Annotated in this window: 19 protein-coding genes; 12 read left to right on the top strand and 7 right to left on the bottom strand. The window is 63.8% G+C overall.

Features of this window, described 5'->3' with window-relative positions:
• Positions 1-89 precede the first annotated feature (89 nt).
• From HY556_10695 to HY556_10660, 8 genes are read left to right on the top strand one after another with little or no spacing between them, the layout of a single operon-like run.
• The gene (locus HY556_10695) at positions 90-518 is read left to right on the top strand and encodes an Lrp/AsnC family transcriptional regulator (protein ID MBI4394241.1); all 429 of its coding nucleotides are present in this window, start codon (positions 90-92) and stop codon (positions 516-518) included.
• 1 nt (position 519) lies between these two features.
• A complete protein-coding gene (lysW, locus tag HY556_10690) occupies positions 520-681 on the top strand; it encodes a lysine biosynthesis protein LysW (GenBank protein ID MBI4394240.1) in 162 nt (53 codons plus the stop codon).
• A gap of 6 nt (positions 682-687) precedes the next feature.
• Entirely contained in the window at positions 688-1,812 is a 1,125-nt protein-coding gene (gene lysS / locus HY556_10685; GenBank protein ID MBI4394239.1) for a homocitrate synthase, read from the top strand.
• Positions 1,809-2,705, top strand: coding sequence for a lysine biosynthesis protein LysX (lysX, locus tag HY556_10680; GenBank protein MBI4394238.1), 897 nt, complete (start codon positions 1,809-1,811; stop codon positions 2,703-2,705). The genes lysS and lysX overlap by 4 nt, the downstream gene beginning before the upstream one ends.
• 31 nt (positions 2,706-2,736) lie before the next feature.
• Entirely contained in the window at positions 2,737-3,786 is a 1,050-nt protein-coding gene (locus tag HY556_10675) for an N-acetyl-gamma-glutamyl-phosphate reductase (GenBank protein MBI4394237.1), read from the top strand.
• 8 nt (positions 3,787-3,794) lie between these two features.
• Positions 3,795-4,586 (top strand): [LysW]-aminoadipate kinase, encoded by a 792-nt coding sequence (locus HY556_10670; GenBank protein MBI4394236.1) that lies wholly within the window; start codon positions 3,795-3,797, stop codon positions 4,584-4,586.
• Entirely contained in the window at positions 4,583-5,755 is a 1,173-nt protein-coding gene (locus HY556_10665) for an aspartate aminotransferase family protein (protein ID MBI4394235.1), read from the top strand. The genes HY556_10670 and HY556_10665 overlap by 4 nt, the downstream gene beginning before the upstream one ends.
• 6 nt (positions 5,756-5,761) lie before the next feature.
• Positions 5,762-6,847 (top strand): [LysW]-lysine hydrolase, encoded by a 1,086-nt coding sequence (locus HY556_10660; GenBank protein MBI4394234.1) that lies wholly within the window; start codon positions 5,762-5,764, stop codon positions 6,845-6,847.
• 133 nt (positions 6,848-6,980) lie between these two features.
• Here the strand turns inward: HY556_10660 and HY556_10655 are convergent, their stop codons facing one another.
• From HY556_10655 to HY556_10645, 3 genes are all read right to left on the bottom strand, one after another.
• Complete coding sequence (locus tag HY556_10655) at positions 6,981-7,826, bottom strand: TrmB family transcriptional regulator (GenBank protein MBI4394233.1); 846 nt, start codon at positions 7,824-7,826, stop codon at positions 6,981-6,983.
• Positions 7,827-8,105: 279 nt separating this feature from the next.
• The gene (locus HY556_10650) at positions 8,106-8,561 is read right to left on the bottom strand and encodes a biotin/lipoyl-binding protein (protein ID MBI4394232.1); all 456 of its coding nucleotides are present in this window, start codon (positions 8,559-8,561) and stop codon (positions 8,106-8,108) included.
• Entirely contained in the window at positions 8,558-10,087 is a 1,530-nt protein-coding gene (locus HY556_10645) for an ATP-grasp domain-containing protein (GenBank protein MBI4394231.1), read from the bottom strand. Before HY556_10645 ends, HY556_10650 begins: the two co-directional genes overlap by 4 nt.
• A 206-nt stretch (positions 10,088-10,293) precedes the next feature.
• Between HY556_10645 and HY556_10640 the strand changes: the two genes are divergently transcribed.
• Together HY556_10640 and HY556_10635 are read left to right on the top strand one after the other, a co-directional pair.
• A complete protein-coding gene (locus HY556_10640; protein ID MBI4394230.1) occupies positions 10,294-11,067 on the top strand; it encodes an enoyl-CoA hydratase/isomerase family protein in 774 nt (257 codons plus the stop codon).
• Complete coding sequence (locus HY556_10635) at positions 11,068-12,210, top strand: acyl-CoA dehydrogenase family protein (protein ID MBI4394229.1); 1,143 nt, start codon at positions 11,068-11,070, stop codon at positions 12,208-12,210.
• Positions 12,211-12,245: 35 nt separating this feature from the next.
• Here HY556_10635 and HY556_10630 read toward each other — a convergent pair whose 3' ends face one another.
• Positions 12,246-14,387 (bottom strand): PKD domain-containing protein, encoded by a 2,142-nt coding sequence (locus HY556_10630; protein ID MBI4394228.1) that lies wholly within the window; start codon positions 14,385-14,387, stop codon positions 12,246-12,248.
• 230 nt (positions 14,388-14,617) lie between these two features.
• Here HY556_10630 and HY556_10625 point away from each other — a divergent pair, with 230 nt between their 5' ends.
• Together HY556_10625 and HY556_10620 are read left to right on the top strand one after the other, a co-directional pair.
• Positions 14,618-14,812, top strand: a complete 195-nt coding sequence (locus HY556_10625; protein MBI4394227.1) for a hypothetical protein — start codon at positions 14,618-14,620, stop codon at positions 14,810-14,812.
• Positions 14,813-15,184: 372 nt separating this feature from the next.
• Positions 15,185-16,270, top strand: a complete 1,086-nt coding sequence (locus HY556_10620; protein MBI4394226.1) for a winged helix-turn-helix transcriptional regulator — start codon at positions 15,185-15,187, stop codon at positions 16,268-16,270.
• Here HY556_10620 and HY556_10615 read toward each other — a convergent pair.
• The 3 genes from HY556_10615 to HY556_10605 form a co-directional block, all read right to left on the bottom strand.
• A complete protein-coding gene (locus tag HY556_10615; protein ID MBI4394225.1) occupies positions 16,264-17,277 on the bottom strand; it encodes a PKD domain-containing protein in 1,014 nt (337 codons plus the stop codon). The genes HY556_10620 and HY556_10615 overlap by 7 nt on opposite strands.
• A gap of 179 nt (positions 17,278-17,456) precedes the next feature.
• Positions 17,457-18,296: a PH domain-containing protein gene (locus HY556_10610; GenBank protein MBI4394224.1), complete on the bottom strand. Its 840-nt coding sequence runs from the start codon at positions 18,294-18,296 to the stop codon at positions 17,457-17,459.
• Positions 18,297-18,347: 51 nt separating this feature from the next.
• Positions 18,348-18,824 (bottom strand): Mov34/MPN/PAD-1 family protein, encoded by a 477-nt coding sequence (locus HY556_10605; GenBank protein MBI4394223.1) that lies wholly within the window; start codon positions 18,822-18,824, stop codon positions 18,348-18,350.
• Between the last annotated feature and the right edge of the window lie 6 nt (positions 18,825-18,830).

Below are 18,830 nucleotides of genomic sequence, written 5' to 3'. Positions count from 1 at the left end.
TGTTTTCCACAAGAGTGGTGCGAATCCGGGAAAATATTTATGTAGTACACCGTGGTTCTCGCATCCCTCCTACGAAAAACGGTGGTTTCATGGATGCATTGGATGCGGAAATCATAGAGATGCTGCGGCGTAACGCCCGAGAACCCTACGTGGAGATCGCAACACGCCTCAAGACCAGCGAAGGCACCATCCGGGCCCGGGTGAAGAAGCTCGTGGCCGACGGGAGCATCCGCCAATTCACGCTTCGCACCGGCGGGTCCACGATCAAGGCACTCGTCGAGGTCAAAGTCAACGCCAACGTCCCCACGGACCACGTTTCGCGCCTCATCGCTTCCTGGCGCGGCGTCGAAAACGTCTGGGAAGTGGCTGGCGAGAACGACATCCTCGTCCTCATCGGTGTCCCGGCCACGGACTCGCTGAACGAGATCGTCGAGCGGGTGCGCCAGATGAAAGAGGTTTCCTCGACAAGGAGCCGACTGGTATTGAAGGAGATGACAAGCGTTGACGGAGGTGCCTAAGATGGCCGAATGCATAGAATGCGGGTACGAGATAGCGACGAAGGAACCGGTGGTGGGCGAGATCATAGGTTGCCCCGACTGCGGGGTGGAACTGGAGGTCGTGAACCTCACGCCCGTCGAATTCGAGCACGCGCCCGAAGAGAAGGAAGACTGGGGCGAATAGGCGAACATGGTGAAACTGCTCGACAGCACCTTGCGAGAGGGCGAACAGACGCCCGGCGTCTCCTTCAGCGTCGAGGAGAAACTGGAGATCGCAAGCCTCTTGGACGGGTTCGGCGTCGAATTCATCGAGGCGGGCCATCCGGCCGTCTCGAGCGAGATCTTCCGGGCTGTGAAGGAAGTCGCCGGAGCGGGGCTCGACGCGGAGATCGTCGCGCACTCGAGGGCGATGCGCGCCGACATCGACAAAGCGGTGGAGGCCGGCGCCGATTGGGTAGGCATCTTCTTCAGCGTCGCCGACCGCAGGCTCGAAAGTCAGTTCAGGAAGAACGTGGACCAGGCCGTGTCGCTCATCAGCGATTGCGTCGCCTACGCCAAGGAACGGGGCGTGAAGGTGCGCTACACGCCGGAAGACACCGTCCGAAGCGACTTCTCGAAAGTCGTACGCGTGGCCCGCGCCGCAAGGGAGGCTGGTGCGGACAGGATAGGCATCGCGGACACGACCGGGTTCATGACGCCCAGGCGCACCTATGATTTCGTCCAACGGTTGATCGACGAGGTGCACGCACCGGTGTCGATGCACTGCCACAACGACCTTGGCATGGCGGTCGCGAACAGCCTCGCCGCCGTCGAAGCGGGCGCCGTGGTCGTCGACGTCTCCGTGAACGGACTCGGCGAACGCACCGGGATCGCCCCCCTCGCGGAGACGGCCGCCGCACTGAAGCTTCGCCTCGGGGCCGACAACCCGTGGAAGCTGGAGCTCCTGCCGCGCCTCTCCGAAGTGGTCGAGGTCCACAGCCGCATACCTTTGAGCCCACAGGCCCCGATAGTGGGGCGCAACGCGTTCAGCCACAACGCGGGACTCCACGTCTCCGCCGTGCTCCAGGACCCGGCCCATTACGAATCCATCCCCGCCCACCTTGTAGGCAGGCGAAGACGCATGGTGGTGGACAAACTCTCTGGCCGCGACGCCGTCCGTCACCGATTGGAGGAGCTCGGGTTCAAGGTGAGCGATGGCGAGGTGGATAAGGTCCTCACGTTGGTGAAGCAACGAAGCCTCAACGACGTCGCGGACGCAGCGCTCACGCGTCTCCTTGACGAGGTCAACGCGGCCCCTATGGAGCGTTCGCCATGAAAGTCGGCATGCTCTACTCGCGCATCCGGCTCGACGAGAAGATGATCATCGACGCCGCCAAGAAGCGGGGGATAGACCTCGAACTCATAGACGATCGTGAACTCATCTTCGACGTCCACGACCCGCGCGTCTTTCCGGACGGAAGGGTGCAGCCGGGCGGTTCCCTTGCCGAAAACCGGCGATGGGACGATTACGACGTCGTCCTCGAACGTTGCATCAGCCATAGCCACGCCCTCTATGCGCTACGCTCGCTCGAACACCACGGAATCCCTACCGTGAACACGTACGACGTCGCCCGGGTCTGCGGCGACAAGTGGGAAACATCGCTACGGCTCGCGAAGGCCGGTGTCCCCACCCCGAAAACACGCGTCGCTTTCGATCCAGACACCGCCCTCAAGGCCATCGACGAGATGGGCTATCCGAGTGTCCTCAAACCGGTGGTCGGTTCGTGGGGACGGCTCATGGCGAAGATCGACAACCGCTACACGGCGGAGGCGATAGTGGAGCACAAGGCGACGCTGGGCTCCTATCTACACAGCATCTTCTACGTCCAGGAGTACGTGAACAAGCCCGGTCGCGACATCCGGGTCTTCGTCGTCGGGGACGAGGTGATCGCCGCCATCTACCGGCGTTCCGAGCATTGGATCACGAACACGGCCCGCGGTGGAAACGCCGAGAAGGCCCCCATCGACAAGGAACTACACGCGATGTCGCTCGCCGGCGCTCGCGCGGTCGGCGGCGGCGTACTGGCGCTCGACGTCATGGAGACGGGATCGGGCTACACCGTCCACGAGGTCAACTATACGATGGAGTTCAAGAACAGCGTGGCCCCGACGGGCGTCGATATCCCCGGAAAGATCATGGACCACGTCATCGAGGTGGGAAAGCGTTGAAGGCCGGTTGTCCTACCGCGGGGCGCGACCATTGACGGGCCGTTTCCGCGTCTCTGTCGTCGGCGCCTCCGGGTACACCGGCGGCGAACTCGTACGCCTGCTTCTACGTCACCCAAACGTTGAACTCGGCGAGTCGACGAGCGACAGGTTCGCGGGGAAAGCGGTCTCCTCGACGCACCCAAACCTACGGAAGGTCACCGATGCCAAATACGTCCGTCATTCGGAGGTCGGCGAATCCGACGTGATCGTGTCGTGCGCGCCCCACGGAAAGAGCGCACCGAACGCCCGGAAACTGATGGACAAATGCGACCGCTACTTCGACCTGTCTGCGGATTTTCGCCTGCGCGACGCGAAGACATACGAGCACCACTACGGGGAGCACTCGGACCCGGAACTCCTTTCGAGAAGCGTCTATGGGATCGCCGAGCTCCACCGTGCAGAAATCAAACCTGCCTTGATCGTGAGCGGCGCCGGATGCATCGCCACTTCCGCCATCATCCCCCTCTGGCCACTGTTCATGCGAGGTATCGCCGACCCGTCGCGCGTCATCATAGACAGCAAGGTCGGTTCGTCCGCGGGAGGCGCCGAATCGAACAGGGGCACACACCACGCGGAGCGTAGCGGCATCGTCCGGGCCTACGCCCCGACGGGACACCGGCACGCAGCGGAGGTCGTGCAGGAGTTGACGGTGGCCGGCGTGGCCCCGACGGTGCATTTCAGCGCCCACGCGGTGGAACTGGTCCGTGGGATCCTCACGACGAGCCACGTGTTCCTGAAAGAGGAGATCTCCGAGAAGGACATCTGGAAACTCTATCGCGAGGCGTATGGAAGCGAGCCGTTCGTGAGGATAGTCAAGGAGCGGGACGGCATCAACCGCCTCCCCGAGCCGAAGATGCTAGCGGGGACCAATCTCATAGACATCGGCTTCGAGCGCGAGGAAGGCACGGACCGCCTCGTCGTGATATCGGCGCTCGATAACCTCACAAAGGGCTCCGCCGGGGCAGCGGTACAGAACATGAACATCGCCTTGGGACTGCCAGAAAAGAGCGGCCTCGACTTCGTGGGGCTACACCCGGTGTGAAGATGGCGGTGATCGTCTTGAAGATCGGGGGCGCGGCGGGCGTCGCGACCGAAAAGATCGTCCAGGACCTGCGGGGCCGCCGTGACGTCGTCGTGGTCCATGGGGGTAGCGACGCGGCGAACGTCCTCTCGGAAAAGTTGGGCCACCCACCGCGCTTCATCACGTCCCCATCAGGCCACGTTTCTCGTTTCACGGACTCCGAGACGCTGGACATCTTCACGATGGCGCTTGCGGGAGTGAACGCAAGGCTCGTGGCAGGAATGAGGAAATCCGGCATCAACGCGGTCGGCCTCTCAGGGATCGACGGGGGGCTCCTCATGGCCCGCAGGAAGGACACCGTACGGTCCGTGGAGCACGGCAAGACGATGATACTTCGCGGTGACCACACCGGGACCATCGACGGCGTGAACACGGCGTTGTTGACGCTCCTCCTTTCGCATGGATACGTCCCTGTGATCGGGGTCCCCGTGCTGGGCCACGAGGGCGATGTCCTGAATGCCGATGCCGACAGGGCGGCGGCGCAGGTGGCGGGCGCCATGAAGGCCGAGGCGCTCGTTATCTTGACGAACGTGCCGGGGGTCTTACGCGACCCGAGCGACAGGTCGACCTTGATCGCGGCGATCGCCCGTTCGGCCATTGACGAGACCATCGAGAGGTTCGCCCAAGGCAGGATGAAAAAGAAACTCCTCGGCGCCAAGGAGGCCATCGAGGCAGGTGTACCTCGCGTCATACTCGCCCTGGCGAGCGTCGAGAAGCCCCTCACGCGGGCCATCGAAGGCGTGGGAACGGTGATCTCATGAATCTCGAGGAAATGAAGGCGATCGAGACGCGGCACGAATCCGGGGTGTTCCCGAAGCGGCATGTGGACATCGTCCGCGGCAAGGGGGTCAAGGTGTGGGACTCGAAAGGCCGCGAATACCTGGATTTCGGGGCGAATTACGGTGTCTTGAACGTCGGGCACAACAACGACGCCGTCGTCAAGGCGATCAAACGCCAGGCCGACAAGTTGATCTACGTCCCGCAGACCCATTTCACGGAGGAACGCGCGGGACTTCTCGACAGGCTCGCGAAGATCGCGCCCAATGGCCTTTCGAAGACCTTCCTCTCGAACTCGGGTGCCGAGGCCGTCGAGGCGGCCATAAAGTTCGCCCGCGCCGCGACAGGCAAGACCGGGATAGTCTCGACGAAATGGGCCTTCCATGGGCGCACTTTCGGGGCCCTCTCGGCCACCTACAAGCCCGAGTACCGTGAACCGTTCGGACCGCTTGTCCCGGGGTTCTCCTTCGTTACGCACGGAAGCAACGGCGAGCTGGAAAAAGCGGTCACGTCCGAGACGGCCGCCTTCATCATCGAAGTCGTCCAGGGGGAAGGCGGCGTTAGAATCGTCCCCCCCGATTACCTCCGCGCCGCCCGGCGGATAACGAGCGCCGTCGGCGCCCTCCTCATCATCGACGAGATCCAATCTGGCCTTGGCCGGACGGGGCGGATGTGGGCGCTCGACCACTTCGGGGGCGAACCCGACATCGTCTGCGTCGCGAAATCGATCGCTGGAGGGCTTCCAGCGGGCGCCACGTTGATGCGGCCCGAGGTCGCAACACTCCCCGTCGCGGCCCACGGGAACACGTTCGGCGGATCACCGCTCGTCTGCGCCGCCGCGAACGCAACGCTCGATTACATCGTGGAAAACGACCTGCCGGCAAGGGCCGCGAAGATGGGCGACGCGCTTCTCTCGGGGCTACGGTCCTTGAAAAGCCCGAAGATCCGGGAGACGCGGGGCCTCGGCCTCATGTGCGCGCTCGAACTAAGGGAAAGGGCCGGACCGGTGCTGACGGCGCTGATAGACGAGGGCGTCATCTGTCTTCCTGCTGGAGCGACCACGATCCGCCTGCTTCCTCCACTCGTTGTGGAACAAGACCAGATCGACTTCGCCCTGTCCCGCATCGACAGGGTCCTTTCCACCGGGAGTTGAAGGACAGTGAAGGAGGATGGCTCGACCGCGCAGGCGACTTCCTCGGGGCGCTCTTTGGCCCTTCTCAAGGGACTCGTGGACATCGAGAGTCCCGCGGGAGGCGAGAAGGAAGCTTGTGGTTTCCTAGAGGAACAGATGCTCGACCTCGGGCTTGATGCGAGTATCGACGGCATCGGCAACGTGGTTGGGACCGCCGGCACAGGCAAGACCACGCTGCTTCTTCTGGGTCACATCGATACCTACCCGGGTAGAATCCCCGTGAGGGTCGAAGGAAGGCATCTTTGGGGGCGTGGAAGCGTCGACGCCAAGGGCCCATTGGCCGCCTTCACGGTCGCGGCCTCCCGGTTCGTCGACGACGCCCGGCTCAAAGTGATAGTGATCGGCGCCGTCGGCGAGGAGGGCGACAGTCGGGGAGCGCATTTCGCCGCCCCGAGGTACGCGCCGACAGCGATCATCATCGGCGAGCCGTCCGGGGTCTCCGGCATCACCATCGGGTACAAGGGCTCAACGAAGATCCGCTACCGGTTGCGGCAAGCGGAGGCGCACACGGGACTTGGCGAGCGAAGCCCCGCGGAGCAGGCCGTGGCTTTCTGGGAGGCGATCCTGTCGAAGTACCCTAAGAACGGCGCGAGGGCCGGGTTCAACGACGTGACGCCGACGCTCAAAGAGTTTCGCACGGCAAGGGACGGGCTCGACGCAGGCGTCGAGATGTTGATCGACGTCCGGACACCACCAGGTTTTGACCGGGTCGCGTTCGAAAGCCACGTGTCCTCCTCGAGGGACGCCGCGACGATAGAGTACGCGGAAGCCGTGGACGCGGTCCTTTCCGGAAAGAGCAACCCACTCGTTTCGGCGATGATTTCATCGATGCGCGCCAACGGCATCGCTCCGACGTTTCTCAAGAAGACCGGCACCGCCGACATGAACATCCTTTCGAAGGCGCACCCGGGCGTGCCTATCATCGCGTATGGGCCGGGAGACTCTTCGCTCGACCATACGCCGCTCGAACGCCTCGACCTCGAAGAGTATCTCGCGGCGATCCGGGTGCTCTCGGGTGCCCTCGACGCGTTCGCGGACCGGGCTTCAAGATAACGGCATTTGGCCCATGAGTCTGCAGCCCGTTTCCCGCTCGTTCAGCTGAAGCAAGCCGAGGGGGAACGGTCCAAAGGTATGCGCGTCCATAGGGGCCACTTATGGACGCCTCGGTCTCACGGGCCGCACCGACCTAGCGGCCCATGTGGATTCCACGCGACGATTGGGCTCGCCCCGGTGCTTTGCGGACGAGATCCTCCGCCGCGCCGGCTTCCCAGGCCCGCTCAAGGGTCCGGGCCATGTCGGACACGAAACCCTCATCGTCGCTATAGATCGCCGCATCGTCGCCTTTCAGCATCTCGCCGTCGTCGGGCACAAAATGGGTGATGAGGATCTCCTTCGAATCGATGATGATGGTCTCCGACGCCGCACCTCCCAAGAGGTCGTTTCGAAGCATCGCGAACGTCCCAAAAAGACGTAGCTGCGCCGAATTCTCCGTGGTCACTGGCCCGAGGTATCGCACCCTTACGCCCCGTGCGGCCGCCTCCGAATACTGCTCGAGAAGGTTTGCAAGCCTGACGCCGGATCCTACCGTACCGCGCTCGAAGACGTCGGTCTCGCAGCGGTGGAGCATGTCAAGCTTCTTCTGGATGACGTTACGCCGCCCCTTGACCGTGTTGAAGTTGCTGCGGCGCCTCGCAAGCTCGGCGGGCCCTTGCTTCGATCCCGCCATGGTCTTCCTGTCCTCCTCGAGCTTCGCCAAGGCGACCCGCGTCCTGTCCTCGAAATTCTTGAGGTAAAGGTTTATCGGGACGCCCTCGTAGATGCGCGGTTTGTCAGAGATGGCGACGGCGAGTTGCTTACGCTCCAGTTCATCCAGCACCGAATAGATCTTGGTGCGCGGGATGCGAGTGAGGCTGCACACTTCCCTCGCCGTCGCCTTGCCCCCGATGTTGAGAAGCCCCAGGTACGCTCTTGCCTCGTACTGTGTGAGTCCGTACTTTACGAGCCTCTCGATGCCTTCCGCGCGATGATTCAACGTCGCCCCTCCTCTCCTTCTCCATAAAGGCATCGGCGGTCGCGCTTATCATCGATTCACTGTAACCTTCGATGGTGACAGAATCTGATCAGCTTCGAAGATTCGTATGGAAAAACGTCCGCTTTCCCGCGAGAGCACACGCTCTCACGAGGTTTCGCAGTCGGGCTTTGCGGACAAAACACACTATCACTAGCGCGCGGGGAGCGGACAGGAGTTCCGGTTCCGAGGTGCGGCGTCGCGGCGCCCCGCTTCGACCGATTGCGACCAAGACGATCCGCTTCAAGCGATGGTGACGAGCACCGTGGTGGGGTCCACCGTGTCGCCCACCTTTGCTCCGACGCTCACAACGCGGCCAGCGCGAGGCGAGGTGATCTCGTTTTGCATCTTCATCGCCTCGAGGACCACCAGGGTCTCTCCGACCTTGACCTCGTCACCCTCCGCGACACGTAACGCCACCACCTTTCCGGGCAACGGTGGACGCACCTCGCCCGAACCATGCACGTGCCTGCCTTCCCCTCGTCCCACGGCAAGCAGGCGTACATCGACGGCCGACCCGTCGCTCTCGAGCCGGTCGCCGATGACTGTAAGCGGTGTCGCAACGCCATCCACGTGCCAGACGCCGTCCTTGAGGACGACCTCGACCTCGGTGCCGTTCACCTCCACTTGGAACCCGGCGCCCAGGCGTCGGACGAACGCCGTGAACTCATGGCCATCGATGAGAATGGAGTACCTCACGCTCTCTTCCCCCCGCGCATTTGGCGCGCTCGCCCCGCGTTCGCCCACTTCGACCCCGGGGATCCCCGGTGCGGCCGGTCCATCAAGCGGATGGCGCCCGACGGGTTCGCGTGAATGTCGGCGGCCAACGCTGCGGCAAGCCGCGTCATCCTCGCGGCCCTCGCGTCGGCGTCGGCCTTGAGCCGAGCGGGGATGCCCGATTCATCGACAAAGCTTGTCGAGAGCCGTCCGGCCCGGAATCCTGGGTCCCCCATCGCGGCAAGATGGAAGGGGAGCGTCGTCGCGGGCCCTTCGATGCGGAAGTCTTCGAGAAGCGCCCTCATGCGGTCGATCGCCTCGTCCCGCGTCGGCGCCCACGCGATGGCCTTGGCGATCAACGAGTCGTAGTGCTCCACCACGTCGTCGCCCGCCGCCAGAAAACCGTCGACGCGGACGAAAGGACCAGAGGGCGCTTCGTAAACGCGCACGTGCCCCGGGGAAGGGGCGAAATCACGGCTGACGTCCTCCGCGTTGATCCGGCACTCTATTGCGTGGCCGCGCGCGGCGATCGCGTCTTGCCTGATGGGAAGCGCCTCTCCAGCCGCAACGCGCAGCTGCAGCTCCACGAGGTCGACGCCGCAGACGGCCTCCGTGACGGGGTGTTCGACCTGGAGCCGGGCATTCACCTCGTTGAAGTAGAACGAGCCGTCGGAGAGGAGGAATTCGGCAGTGCCCGCGTTCTCGTACCCCACGTCGAGGGCAAGCCGCGTCACTAGCGCACCTATTCGCCGTCGCTCCACGTCGGAAACACCCGGCGACGGGGACTCCTCGATGAGTTTCTGGTACCGTCGCTGGACACTACACTCACGCTCCGGGAAGTACACGCAATTCCCGTGGGAATCCGCGATGAACTGGAATTCGATGTGACGCGGGCGCTCTATGAACTTCTCGACGAAGACCGCGCTCCCCTTGAACGCAGAATCGGCCGTGGCCTTCGCCGCGGCGAATTCGCGAGCCATGTCCTGCGGCGTCCTGACTATGCGCATCCCTATCCCACCGCCGCCGCCCGAAGCCTTCAGTATCACCGGGAAACCGATCCGGCTCGCCTCCGTCGAGGCCTCTTCCGCGTCGGCAAGGCCGGCAAGGCTCCCCGGCGCCACGGGGAGACCCGCTTTCGAGGCGGCGGCCCTTCCCTTCACCTTGTCACCGAGTGCCATCATCGCCGACGGGGACGGACCGATAAAGCTCATCCCTGCCGCCTCCACGGCCGCCGCGAAGGACGGGTTCTCGGAGAGGAAGCCGTACCCCGGATGCACGGCATCGGCGCCTGTTGTCTTGGCGATCTCGAGGATCTTCTCTTGGTCAAGATACGTCTCGGCGGGCAACGTCCCTCGAAGGGGATGCGCCTCGGTGGCGGATCGCGTGTGCAACGTCCTCGCGTCCGCGTCGGAATACATGGCGACGCTTTGTATCCTAAGCCTTCGAAGCGTCCTCATCACGCGAACCGCGATCTCGCCCCGGTTCGCGACCAGTACTCTCTTGAACAAGGGGGTTACGGTCGGACGATTTTCATCCACGTACATAACGATGTCCGTCCGGAAGGGCGCTGTCCGACCCGCAAGATGCGCGCCGGGGCTGATGAGCAAGGCAACGGCCTTCCCGGTCTTCGCGCTGCTACGACCAAGGCCCGCGACCTCGCCTACCGTGACCCAGGAAAACCCTATAACGTGTCCGGTCATCGGGAGGCGATATCATGGCGGTCGAAGTCATGGAAATGGGTGCCGCTTCGGTGATCATGATCAACCGGCCGGAAGCCCTCAACGCACTCAACACGAAGACGATCGACGAGCTGACCCAAGCGTTTCGAGCGGCCGAGGGAAGAGCCGGGACGCGTGCGGTGATCTTCACGGGCGCCGGCACCAAATCGTTCGTGGCCGGGGGGGACATCGCGGAGATGAAGGCAATGACACCCATCGATGCGAGGGAGTACTCCAGCCGAGGGCAGGCATTGGTCGTGGCGATGCTTTCGAGCGCAAAGCCCACAATCGCGGCGATCAACGGCTACGCGCTCGGCGGAGGCCTCGAACTCGCGCTCGCGTGCGACATCCGCATCGCATCGTCGAACGCGGTGCTCGGACTTCCAGAGACCACCCTGGCGACGATCCCCGGCTTCGGCGGCACGCAACGATTGCCCCGGATCATTGGCGAGGCCAAGGCCAAGGAACTGATCTTCACGGGCGACCGGTTGAAAGCGACGGAGGCGCTCGGACACGGCCTTCTCAACGCCGTGGTCGAACCCGAGGAGCTCATCCCATCGTGTCTACGCTTGGTGGAGAAGATTGCCGCGACGGGGCCCGTGGCGGTGGCCTTCGCGAAGAAGGCGATCCAGACCGGCCAGTCGCTCGGGCTAGAAGCGGGGCTCGGCGTTGAACGCGAGCTTTTCGGCCTCACGTTCGCAACGGACGACCAGAAGGAAGGCATGGGGGCGTTCCTAGCGAAACGCAAGCCCGCGTATCGGGGTGGTTGACTGGACTTCGAGCTTTCGGCGGACCAATCCGCCGTCCTCAAGATGGTGCGGCAATTCGCGCTCGACCACGTTGCACCCCGCGCCAAACGCACGGACGAGGACGAGGCCTTTCCAAAGGAGACTCTCGCTGAGATGGCGAAACTGGGCCTTCTCGGGCCCCTCACGCCCCCCGAGTACGGCGGCGCAGGCCTCGACTACGTGACCTACTGCCACATCATGGAGGAGCTGGCGCGTCACTGCGCTGCGACGTCCGTGACCTACGGCGTCCACACGTCCATCGTTACCCACCCGATCATGGACGCTGGCAACAAGGAGCAGAAACGGAGGTTCCTCCCGCCTCTTGCAAGCGGCGAGAGGTTGGGCGCGTTCTGCCTTTCAGAGCCCGGTTCTGGTTCCGACGTCGGGTCCATGACCACGACGGCCGAAAGGCACGACGACGTCTACCGGATAAACGGGACCAAGGCGTGGATCACGAACGGGGCGCACGCGGGCCTCTACATAGTCATGGCGAAGACGTCCACCGATTCGGGGACCCGCGGGATCTCGGCCTTCGTCGTGGAAAGGGAGACGCCCGGTGTCATCGTGGGCGCTCACGTGGAGAAGATGGGGATCAGGGGCAGTAACACCGTGGAGATGCACTTCAACGACTGTGAAGTGCCGGCGGCCAACCGCCTTGGGGAGGAAAACGAGGGGTTCAAGATAGCGATGAGGGCACTCGACGCCTCCCGCCTGGGGATCGCGTCCCAGGCCGTGGGGATAGCAAGGGCCTGCCTCGAGGACTCCTTGGACTATGCGCGCCGCCGGGAACAGTTCGGCAAAGCGATCGGGGCCAACGAAGGGGTTGCCTTCCCGATAGCGGACATGGCGACCGAGATCGAGGCGTCCCGCCTGATGATACTACGCGCCGCCGACTTGAAGAACAAAGGCAGGCGGTTCACGAAGGAGGCGTCGATGGCGAAACTGCTTGCGACGGAAAGCGCGATGCGGATCGCCGTGAAAGCCGTCCAAGTCCATGGCGGGACAGGTTACACGACGGACGCCGTCGTCGAACGGTACTTCAGGGACGTGAAGGTGACGCAGATCTACGAAGGGACGAGCGAGGTCCAGCGCCTGGTCATCGCCCGCAACCTGCTCGGCATCTGAAAGGCAGCGGTGCCCCTGCGCGACGGCCCCCCTGATCACGCTAGCACGGAATAGACGACCTCTATCGTTATCGAGTACGGGTGCGGGTTGGCCCCGCCCTGGTTGCGCCGTATCTCCGCCGTCCATTGCCCGAGGACGAAGGCCTTCGGGTTGGCGACCGTTACTTCCTCGGGGCTTCCGTCGGTGGCGCTCGTCCCCACCACCGCGAGATCCCGATCGAGAAGTCGGAGGTCGAGGTTGTTCGGGTTCACTTGCCCCGGCGGCGTGATGACCGTGTTGTCCGTGGCCACGGCCGGGTTGAAGACGAGCGAGACCCGCACACTGACAGGCGTGAAACCCTGGGTCTTCGATTCAAGGACGCTGAAAGTCTCGTTCGAAAACGAAGGGGCCTGTTGGGAGGCAGGGACCTCGGAGGTCCTGGTGTCACGTAACGAGATGGGGATGCGTGTCTTCGAAACCGTCTGAAGGCCGGCGGCGTCGACCACCGTCAATTCGACCTCGCTTGCCCCGAACGTCGGAAACGTCCTGGTCACCTGTTTTCCGCTCGAGGTCGTCGAGTCCTGGAAGCGCCACACGTAGCTTGTGATCGCCCCGTTGGCGCTCGAACTTGCGGTTGCGTCCAGGGTGACCTGGGTGATCTTCTCGAATGCGGGGTTCGTCGGCGAGATGGCGGAATTGTTGGCTAGGACCACAAAGGACGCAACGGGCGCCGCCAGGACGGTCATGGGTTGCGTCGCAGTGGCGGTCGCACCTTTGCCGCTTTTCAGTGTGAGCTTGACGGTGAAGGCACCAGTCGCGGCGTACACGTGCGTCGCGATGCTTTCCGTCGCCATCGCCGAGCCATCGCCGAAATCCCAGGAATATTGGAGGCCCGAGTTCGCCGGGTCGAACGACCCGGCGCCGTCGAATTCGACTTCAGCGCCCGCTGCCACCGTCGGGGATTCGACGCGGATCTTCGCGACCGGGACCGCCGGCGCGAATGGGTTGAAGCCGCCGGCCCCGCCGCCCCCTCCACCACGCACTAGGCCAAGGCGCGAGCCCACGCCCGTGGGATCGAGCCCGAGCCCTGCTGGTAGGACGACGACGGCAAGAAGCAGAGCGACCACCACAATGACGACGATTATCCCCAGGCCGCGTCGCTTTTTCTTGCGTGGCGCCTTGCCGATGGCGGGGGGTCCGCCGGAGGGAGATGGAGGGCTTGACATGGGTGCCGGTGGAGCAGGGCTCTTCCTTTTTCCAAGGGCGGGCAGCTTGAACAGGATCTTAGGTTTTCCAGGGCTCTTCGCGGCTTCGTGTGCGGGTGGCGACTCTGCCGGAACGGTTTCTGACATGGCCGCCTCGCCGGTGCCTTTCCGTGCGAAGATAGGCGGCAACTTGGCACCGGAAAGGATCCCTTTCCCGGCGGGCGCGGGGGCACGCACGGCTTCGCGTTCGTCAGCGAAGCGGCTCAAGAACCCTGCCGGGCGTTGTGGCTCGAGGCCGAAGTCACGCCCGTCGGCGGGCCCCTCGTCGACGATATTCCCCTGTGCGTCAAGGCGGCGCCTCTCGAAGCGGGGCTCCGTGGCGTCGGGTTCCCGTCGCCACACGCGCCCGTCTCTCTTCCATTGGACGCTTGGGTCCGTGGCCGCGAGAGCGGCCTCCCTTTCCAGATGGGTTTCGGGGGCCGCGAGGTCCTTCGCGTCGCTCTCCTCTCGGACGAGTTCCAACTCCAATTGCTCGGGGGCGGCCGCCGGTTGGACCGGCTCGCTCGGAGTGACGGGTCCGGGTTTTCCCGGGCGGGCGGGCAACTTCAGTTTTCCAAGGCCACCAAGCCCGACCTTCGGCAATTTGGGAAGGTCCCTCTTGGGGCCCTCTTTGGGCAGCGTGGCCGTGGGAGGGCCTGCCTTGGCGGGTTTCGGGGGTTTTTCTTTTTTCGCCTTCTTGCCGCTCTCGGGCTTCGCGGGCGGGGGTTTTCCACTCTCCAGGTCCTTGAGCTCGGCCTCCAAGCGCGCGAGCTCCGCGTCGAGGTCCTCGAGGCTTTTGTCCTTTTTCGCCATCTTGCGGTTCTCGTTTCCTGACAACGGGACGCTTAAAAGGCTTTTTGGTTTCAAGGCCCCCGCCACTCCTTGGAACACGGTGGTCAGCGCCGCCTCCTCCCGGGCTGGAGCGCATCCCATGAGGATGTCTAGGGCGGCCATTCGCCTGTCGCCATGGGGCGAGCACGTGAGTCGGGGGTTGGCCGCATTCGCGGCCGTCGCCTTGCGGCCAATTACTTTCAAGGCGGTGCCCGAGGACGCATTTCGCCCTTTGTGCCGCAAGACCGACTGACCTTCCCTCTCTGCGGCCCTTTGCTCAGGGGCCCATGGATTACAAGACTTGTTCGAGACATGCCATAAAGCCCGGCGGCCAAGGATTCCCCGGTGACGGGATGAACAACAAGGTCCTGGAATTGGTCCGTTTGGTGGAATCGGGGTTCGAGATTCGCAAGATCCAAGACCAGACATGGAGCGGCGGATTAATCCTCACGTTGTCGGATGGAAAGGAACGGCGCCGGATGCAATTCGACGCCTACGAGATACCCGCGGTGCTCCAAGAGTGCACCGTCACTGGCAAGGCCGGTTGAGATTTGTTGCGTTTTTGGTGGGTGTGTTCCGGGCGGGTCGTGCCTGGCACGGCCCGCCGCCTTCTTCACCACAGAAGGTAACGGAAAAGCGCTTCCGTTTCGGCCTTTAGGCGTTTTGGGCAAGGGCGACATGGTTAGTAGGGAACCGACCATTGACCTGTTAGAGGGGAATCTTTGGGTGGTCGAAGGCATGGATCTCTCCGGTTCGCCGTTCTCGCTTCCCTTGTGCTCGCCGTGAGCGCCCTTTCTCCACTGGCCGAGGCCTCGAAAACCGGGAAAAACAGGAATGACGCCCTCGATGCCGGTCATGACTCCAACGATTGCAGCGAGACGAATGGGAGCTGTTCCCGATCCAATGAAGAGAAAACGCAGGTGGGGAAGCCGCGCCATGGCAATGGTGGGCGCGACGAGACCCATGGGGATCGCGAAAGGCCGAGCCGCACACCGGAAGACGCGGACCGTGGCGGGACCGGATGGCCACGCAAGGACCCGGAGCGTGGCGAAGACAAGAAACGCGACCTCGATGGAAGCGGCGCGTCGGACGATTCTCCGACCGGGAGAGCCGCGGCATCACACGTTCCGCTTCGAGTCGCTGACCACCATGTGGATCTGACGCCCGTTCTCGCCGGTCTCTTTGCATGGCCCCCATTGGAGGAAGTGCCAAATGGTGAGGGCTCGGACCTTGGTCGCGGCGAAGAGACCGTCCACGCCCTCCAAGACGCCCCACGCGTAACGCAGACGCCGTTTCAGGATGTTGTTTCCCTCATTCCGGTGGATCCGCGTGACCTTCCCATCGACCTCCACAAACTGGTGCCGACGAGAAGACCGTCCTCCGACGAGTTGCTGGAACGCTTCGGCGCGTCGCGAGACGGAGCCGACTCCTTCCTTGCGTCGACGGCTTCGCTTCTGCCATCGCCCGCCCACGCCGTTCTTGAGACGATCGTGTGCCTAGTGGCCGGGGCGGTCGCCTCGGTGGCCGCCTTCTACTTCGGCTTCCGCCACGTGACCGCAGGCAATGCCCTGTCACAAGGCGCACGAAGGAGGATCCTCAATGGCCTTCGGGAAAGCCCCGGGATCGGCCTGCGGGCGTTGGCCAATGAGGTCGCCTTGAGCCCCGCCACCGTCCACCACCACCTTCGTCAACTCGAACGCGTCGGCATGGTGAAAAAGACCCGTGTGGCAGGTAAGACGCTTTGCTACCCATGCGATGGCGCAGCGACGCGCCTTGACGCCGTGCGGTCCGCCTTCGAGCGGGATGCGATATCGAAAGCCATGCTTGCCTACCTCGAAGACGCGAGTCCCCGTTCCCAAACCGAGATCGCCCGGGCGCTCGAACTCGCCCACGGGTCCGTGCAGTGGCGCATATGGAAACTCGTGGAAGCGGGCCTCGTCGAGGAGGTGCACGGTCGTGCATTCCGTCTCAACCCTGCCGGCTCCCACGTGGCTAGGGTTCAGTAGCTCACGTAAATGGTCGCGTCGTATGCGACGACTAGCCCTGATTTGAGTTCCACCGCTAGTCGCCAGGTCCCTTCCGTGGTCGCCGCGAGCGCGGGGGTCGAGACCGACACCGACTCCTTGAGCGTCCCCGCGTCTGACGGTTGGGTCGCCGCCGTGGCGCTTCCGGTCTCGTTACCGGCCGCATCGTAAAGACGGATGTCGAGGTCGTTGAGGCCGGCTCCCGTTCCCGCGTCGAATTCCACCGACACAGTCACGTTTTGCGCCTTCCTCGAAACCGAGAAGTTGTGGTCGGCCGTCTTCCTCGTGGCCGACAACTCATCATGGAGGCGCTCGAAGAAATCTATCGCGATGAGGCGGCGTGAAGTGTCATTGAGGCCTCGGGAATCCACGACCCTTAGGCTCACCTCGTAGAGGCCCGCGGCGACGAAGGCTCTCGTGGGCCTGGGCGTCGACACGAGGGGGGTCGCGTCCCCGAAATCCCACTCGAAGCCTGTGGGCGCCCCGTCTTCCGGGTCGCTCGAAGCCGAAGGGTCGAATGTCAGGTTCTCGGAGACGTTCCCCGATGTGACCGGGGCTCCGGCGGCGTTCCTCACGGTGAAGCGGGACGTCGGCTGCGTGTTCCCGGGGACGTCGGTAACGACGACGGTCACGGAATCGGCCGCCGCGAGGCCGGCGCTGTTTTTCACCGTGAGCGTCACGACGAACGTCCCGGCCATCCCCCAGGAGACGTCCACGGTCTCCCCTGTGCGGTCACCAAAACCCTCGATCTCCCAGGTGAAGGCCAATTTCAGGTTCTGGGGATCCGAATAACCGGTGGCGAAAAGAGTGATCACCTCGCCCACCACGACGTCCAACGTTCCGAGCGCGACGGGCCTTGACGACCCGATGTGCCCCTCGGGAGGCAGGACTACAGGCGGCTTTTCCCCGTAACCGAGGCGATCCTTGAGGACGTCCATGTTGTCGACGCCGAGACAACCGCCGAGCGGCGAAACGACGAGGATAGCCATGGCCAAAGCGCCCGCACGACGACGGGCCGTTGACGTTCGTGCCAGACTCGGCGGAGGCCTTGCACGTAATGCGACATCGCATCCCATCGGCTTCGACGAGGCATAGGCGGGCAAAAAACTTCCGGTTTCAACGCCCTACCCGCCGTCCGCCTCCAAGCGACCAAGGCGCCGCAACGCCCTCATTCGTTTTGGCGCTTTGCGGGTTGGAGGAGTTCGTCGAGTCGCGAGAGCGTGTCGCCCTCCCGGTTCTTCCTTTCTTCCTTCGCCGTCCGGGTCGCCGATTCCTCCACGTAATCCTGGTGGACGCGGTCCGAGATCACGGCGAAGATCGCGTCCTTCGAAGGGATGAAAGGGTGCGCGCCCCGGATCCGCCACTGTGGAAGCTCCTCCTTCTTGCCCTTCACCTTCCTCGTGCGCGGTCGATCCGCGGGGTCATCCGGCCTCACCATGGGGACAATGTCCCCGAAATCGAAGAGACGCCCCAAGAGGGACTGCGCGCTTTCCAGTTCGCTCACGTTCTGAAGCCGCGTCATCCTCTCGCGAGTGACAAGGAGTCCCTGTCGGAGGACCATGCGCGACGACGTGACCACGTACACCGTGGACCGGCGGGACGCCTCGGCCGCTGCGACGCCCAGGAGGCCCGACGCGATGGTAGTCACTGCGATGGTCGAAGAGAAGGGAGGGTAGGCCGCCCCCGCGAATGTGGCGGCCGCCAGGGCCAAGACGCTTGCCACGGGAAGCACGCGGTCCTTCGTGGACTTCCAAAGGACGCCGGTGAGGACGATCATCGGTAGCGCGTAAAGGAGCCATTGCCCGACGAGACCCAGAGGCTCCGTGCTGGCGAAGAGGCCTTTGAGAGCGGTCGGCGCCGGCACTGGGCCGGAGCCAGACAACAGGAAGAAGAACGCTCCCCAGAACAGGAGCAACAGGGGGATCGCGTAAAGCGCCAACACGCTCAACGGGTGCGGGCTGAGGCGCAGTCGCACGGTCTCCCCGCGCTGCAGTTGGAAGCGGCCCATCGACGCCGCATGGATTCCTTGGAGTTAAAGGGTTCGCGTCGCGGCCCCGTCCTAGTCGACGACCGTCATGCCGACGCTCTCCCCGTTGTGGTCATAGGCGCGCCACGTGCCGGGCCCATATGGTTCGGCGCAGATGATGTGGATGTGCCCGAAGTTCTTGAAGAGGTTACGATCCGCGTCGCTAGGCCTTGGATTGCCGCCCGGGTGACTGTGGACGCTCCCCACGATCCGACGATCCACGGGCAGCATGTAGAGCTGCATTATGGCGTGGGCCTCGCCGTTGATCGTTCCGGGGATGAGGACGAGTTCGTCGATGGCCTTGGCCTCGCAACTCAACGCTGCCGCGAATTCATGCGGATGGGAGCTTTTCGACGAGGCGAAGATCAACTCCAGCGTCCGCCTCTCGATGGCCCGAACTTGCCCCCGCCCGGGAGGTGGGCCCTCCGGCGCGCGTTTCTTGCCAGCCGTGGGATCCGCGCTCTTTCCCCGCGGGCCGCCTTTGCGGGAAAGGAAATCAAAGGCACCCATCGCCTT

It is taken from the genome of Euryarchaeota archaeon, assembly GCA_016207515.1.
Lineage (GTDB): Archaea > Thermoplasmatota > SW-10-69-26 > JACQPN01 > JACQPN01 > JACQPN01.
The sequence above is the reverse complement of the archived record's forward strand: the minus strand, read 5'-3'. Positions and strand labels throughout refer to the sequence as shown.

What these genes read in the sequence shown, in the direction of transcription:
- HY556_10695 (MBI4394241.1), top strand. Translation starts at nt 90, where the DNA reads ATGGATGCATTGGATGCGGAAATCATAGAGATGCTGCGGCGTAACGCC.
- lysW (MBI4394240.1), top strand. Translation starts at nt 520, where the DNA reads ATGGCCGAATGCATAGAATGCGGGTACGAGATAGCGACGAAGGAACCG.
- lysS (MBI4394239.1), top strand. Translation starts at nt 688, where the DNA reads ATGGTGAAACTGCTCGACAGCACCTTGCGAGAGGGCGAACAGACGCCC.
- lysX (MBI4394238.1), top strand. Translation starts at nt 1,809, where the DNA reads ATGAAAGTCGGCATGCTCTACTCGCGCATCCGGCTCGACGAGAAGATG.
- HY556_10665 (MBI4394235.1), top strand. Translation starts at nt 4,583, where the DNA reads ATGAATCTCGAGGAAATGAAGGCGATCGAGACGCGGCACGAATCCGGG.
- HY556_10640 (MBI4394230.1), top strand. Translation starts at nt 10,294, where the DNA reads ATGGCGGTCGAAGTCATGGAAATGGGTGCCGCTTCGGTGATCATGATC.
- HY556_10630 (MBI4394228.1), bottom strand. Translation starts at nt 14,387, where the DNA reads ATGGCCGCCCTAGACATCCTCATGGGATGCGCTCCAGCCCGGGAGGAG.
- HY556_10625 (MBI4394227.1), top strand. Translation starts at nt 14,618, where the DNA reads ATGAACAACAAGGTCCTGGAATTGGTCCGTTTGGTGGAATCGGGGTTC.
- HY556_10615 (MBI4394225.1), bottom strand. Translation starts at nt 17,277, where the DNA reads ATGGCTATCCTCGTCGTTTCGCCGCTCGGCGGTTGTCTCGGCGTCGAC.
- HY556_10610 (MBI4394224.1), bottom strand. Translation starts at nt 18,296, where the DNA reads ATGGGCCGCTTCCAACTGCAGCGCGGGGAGACCGTGCGACTGCGCCTC.
- HY556_10605 (MBI4394223.1), bottom strand. Translation starts at nt 18,824, where the DNA reads ATGGGTGCCTTTGATTTCCTTTCCCGCAAAGGCGGCCCGCGGGGAAAG.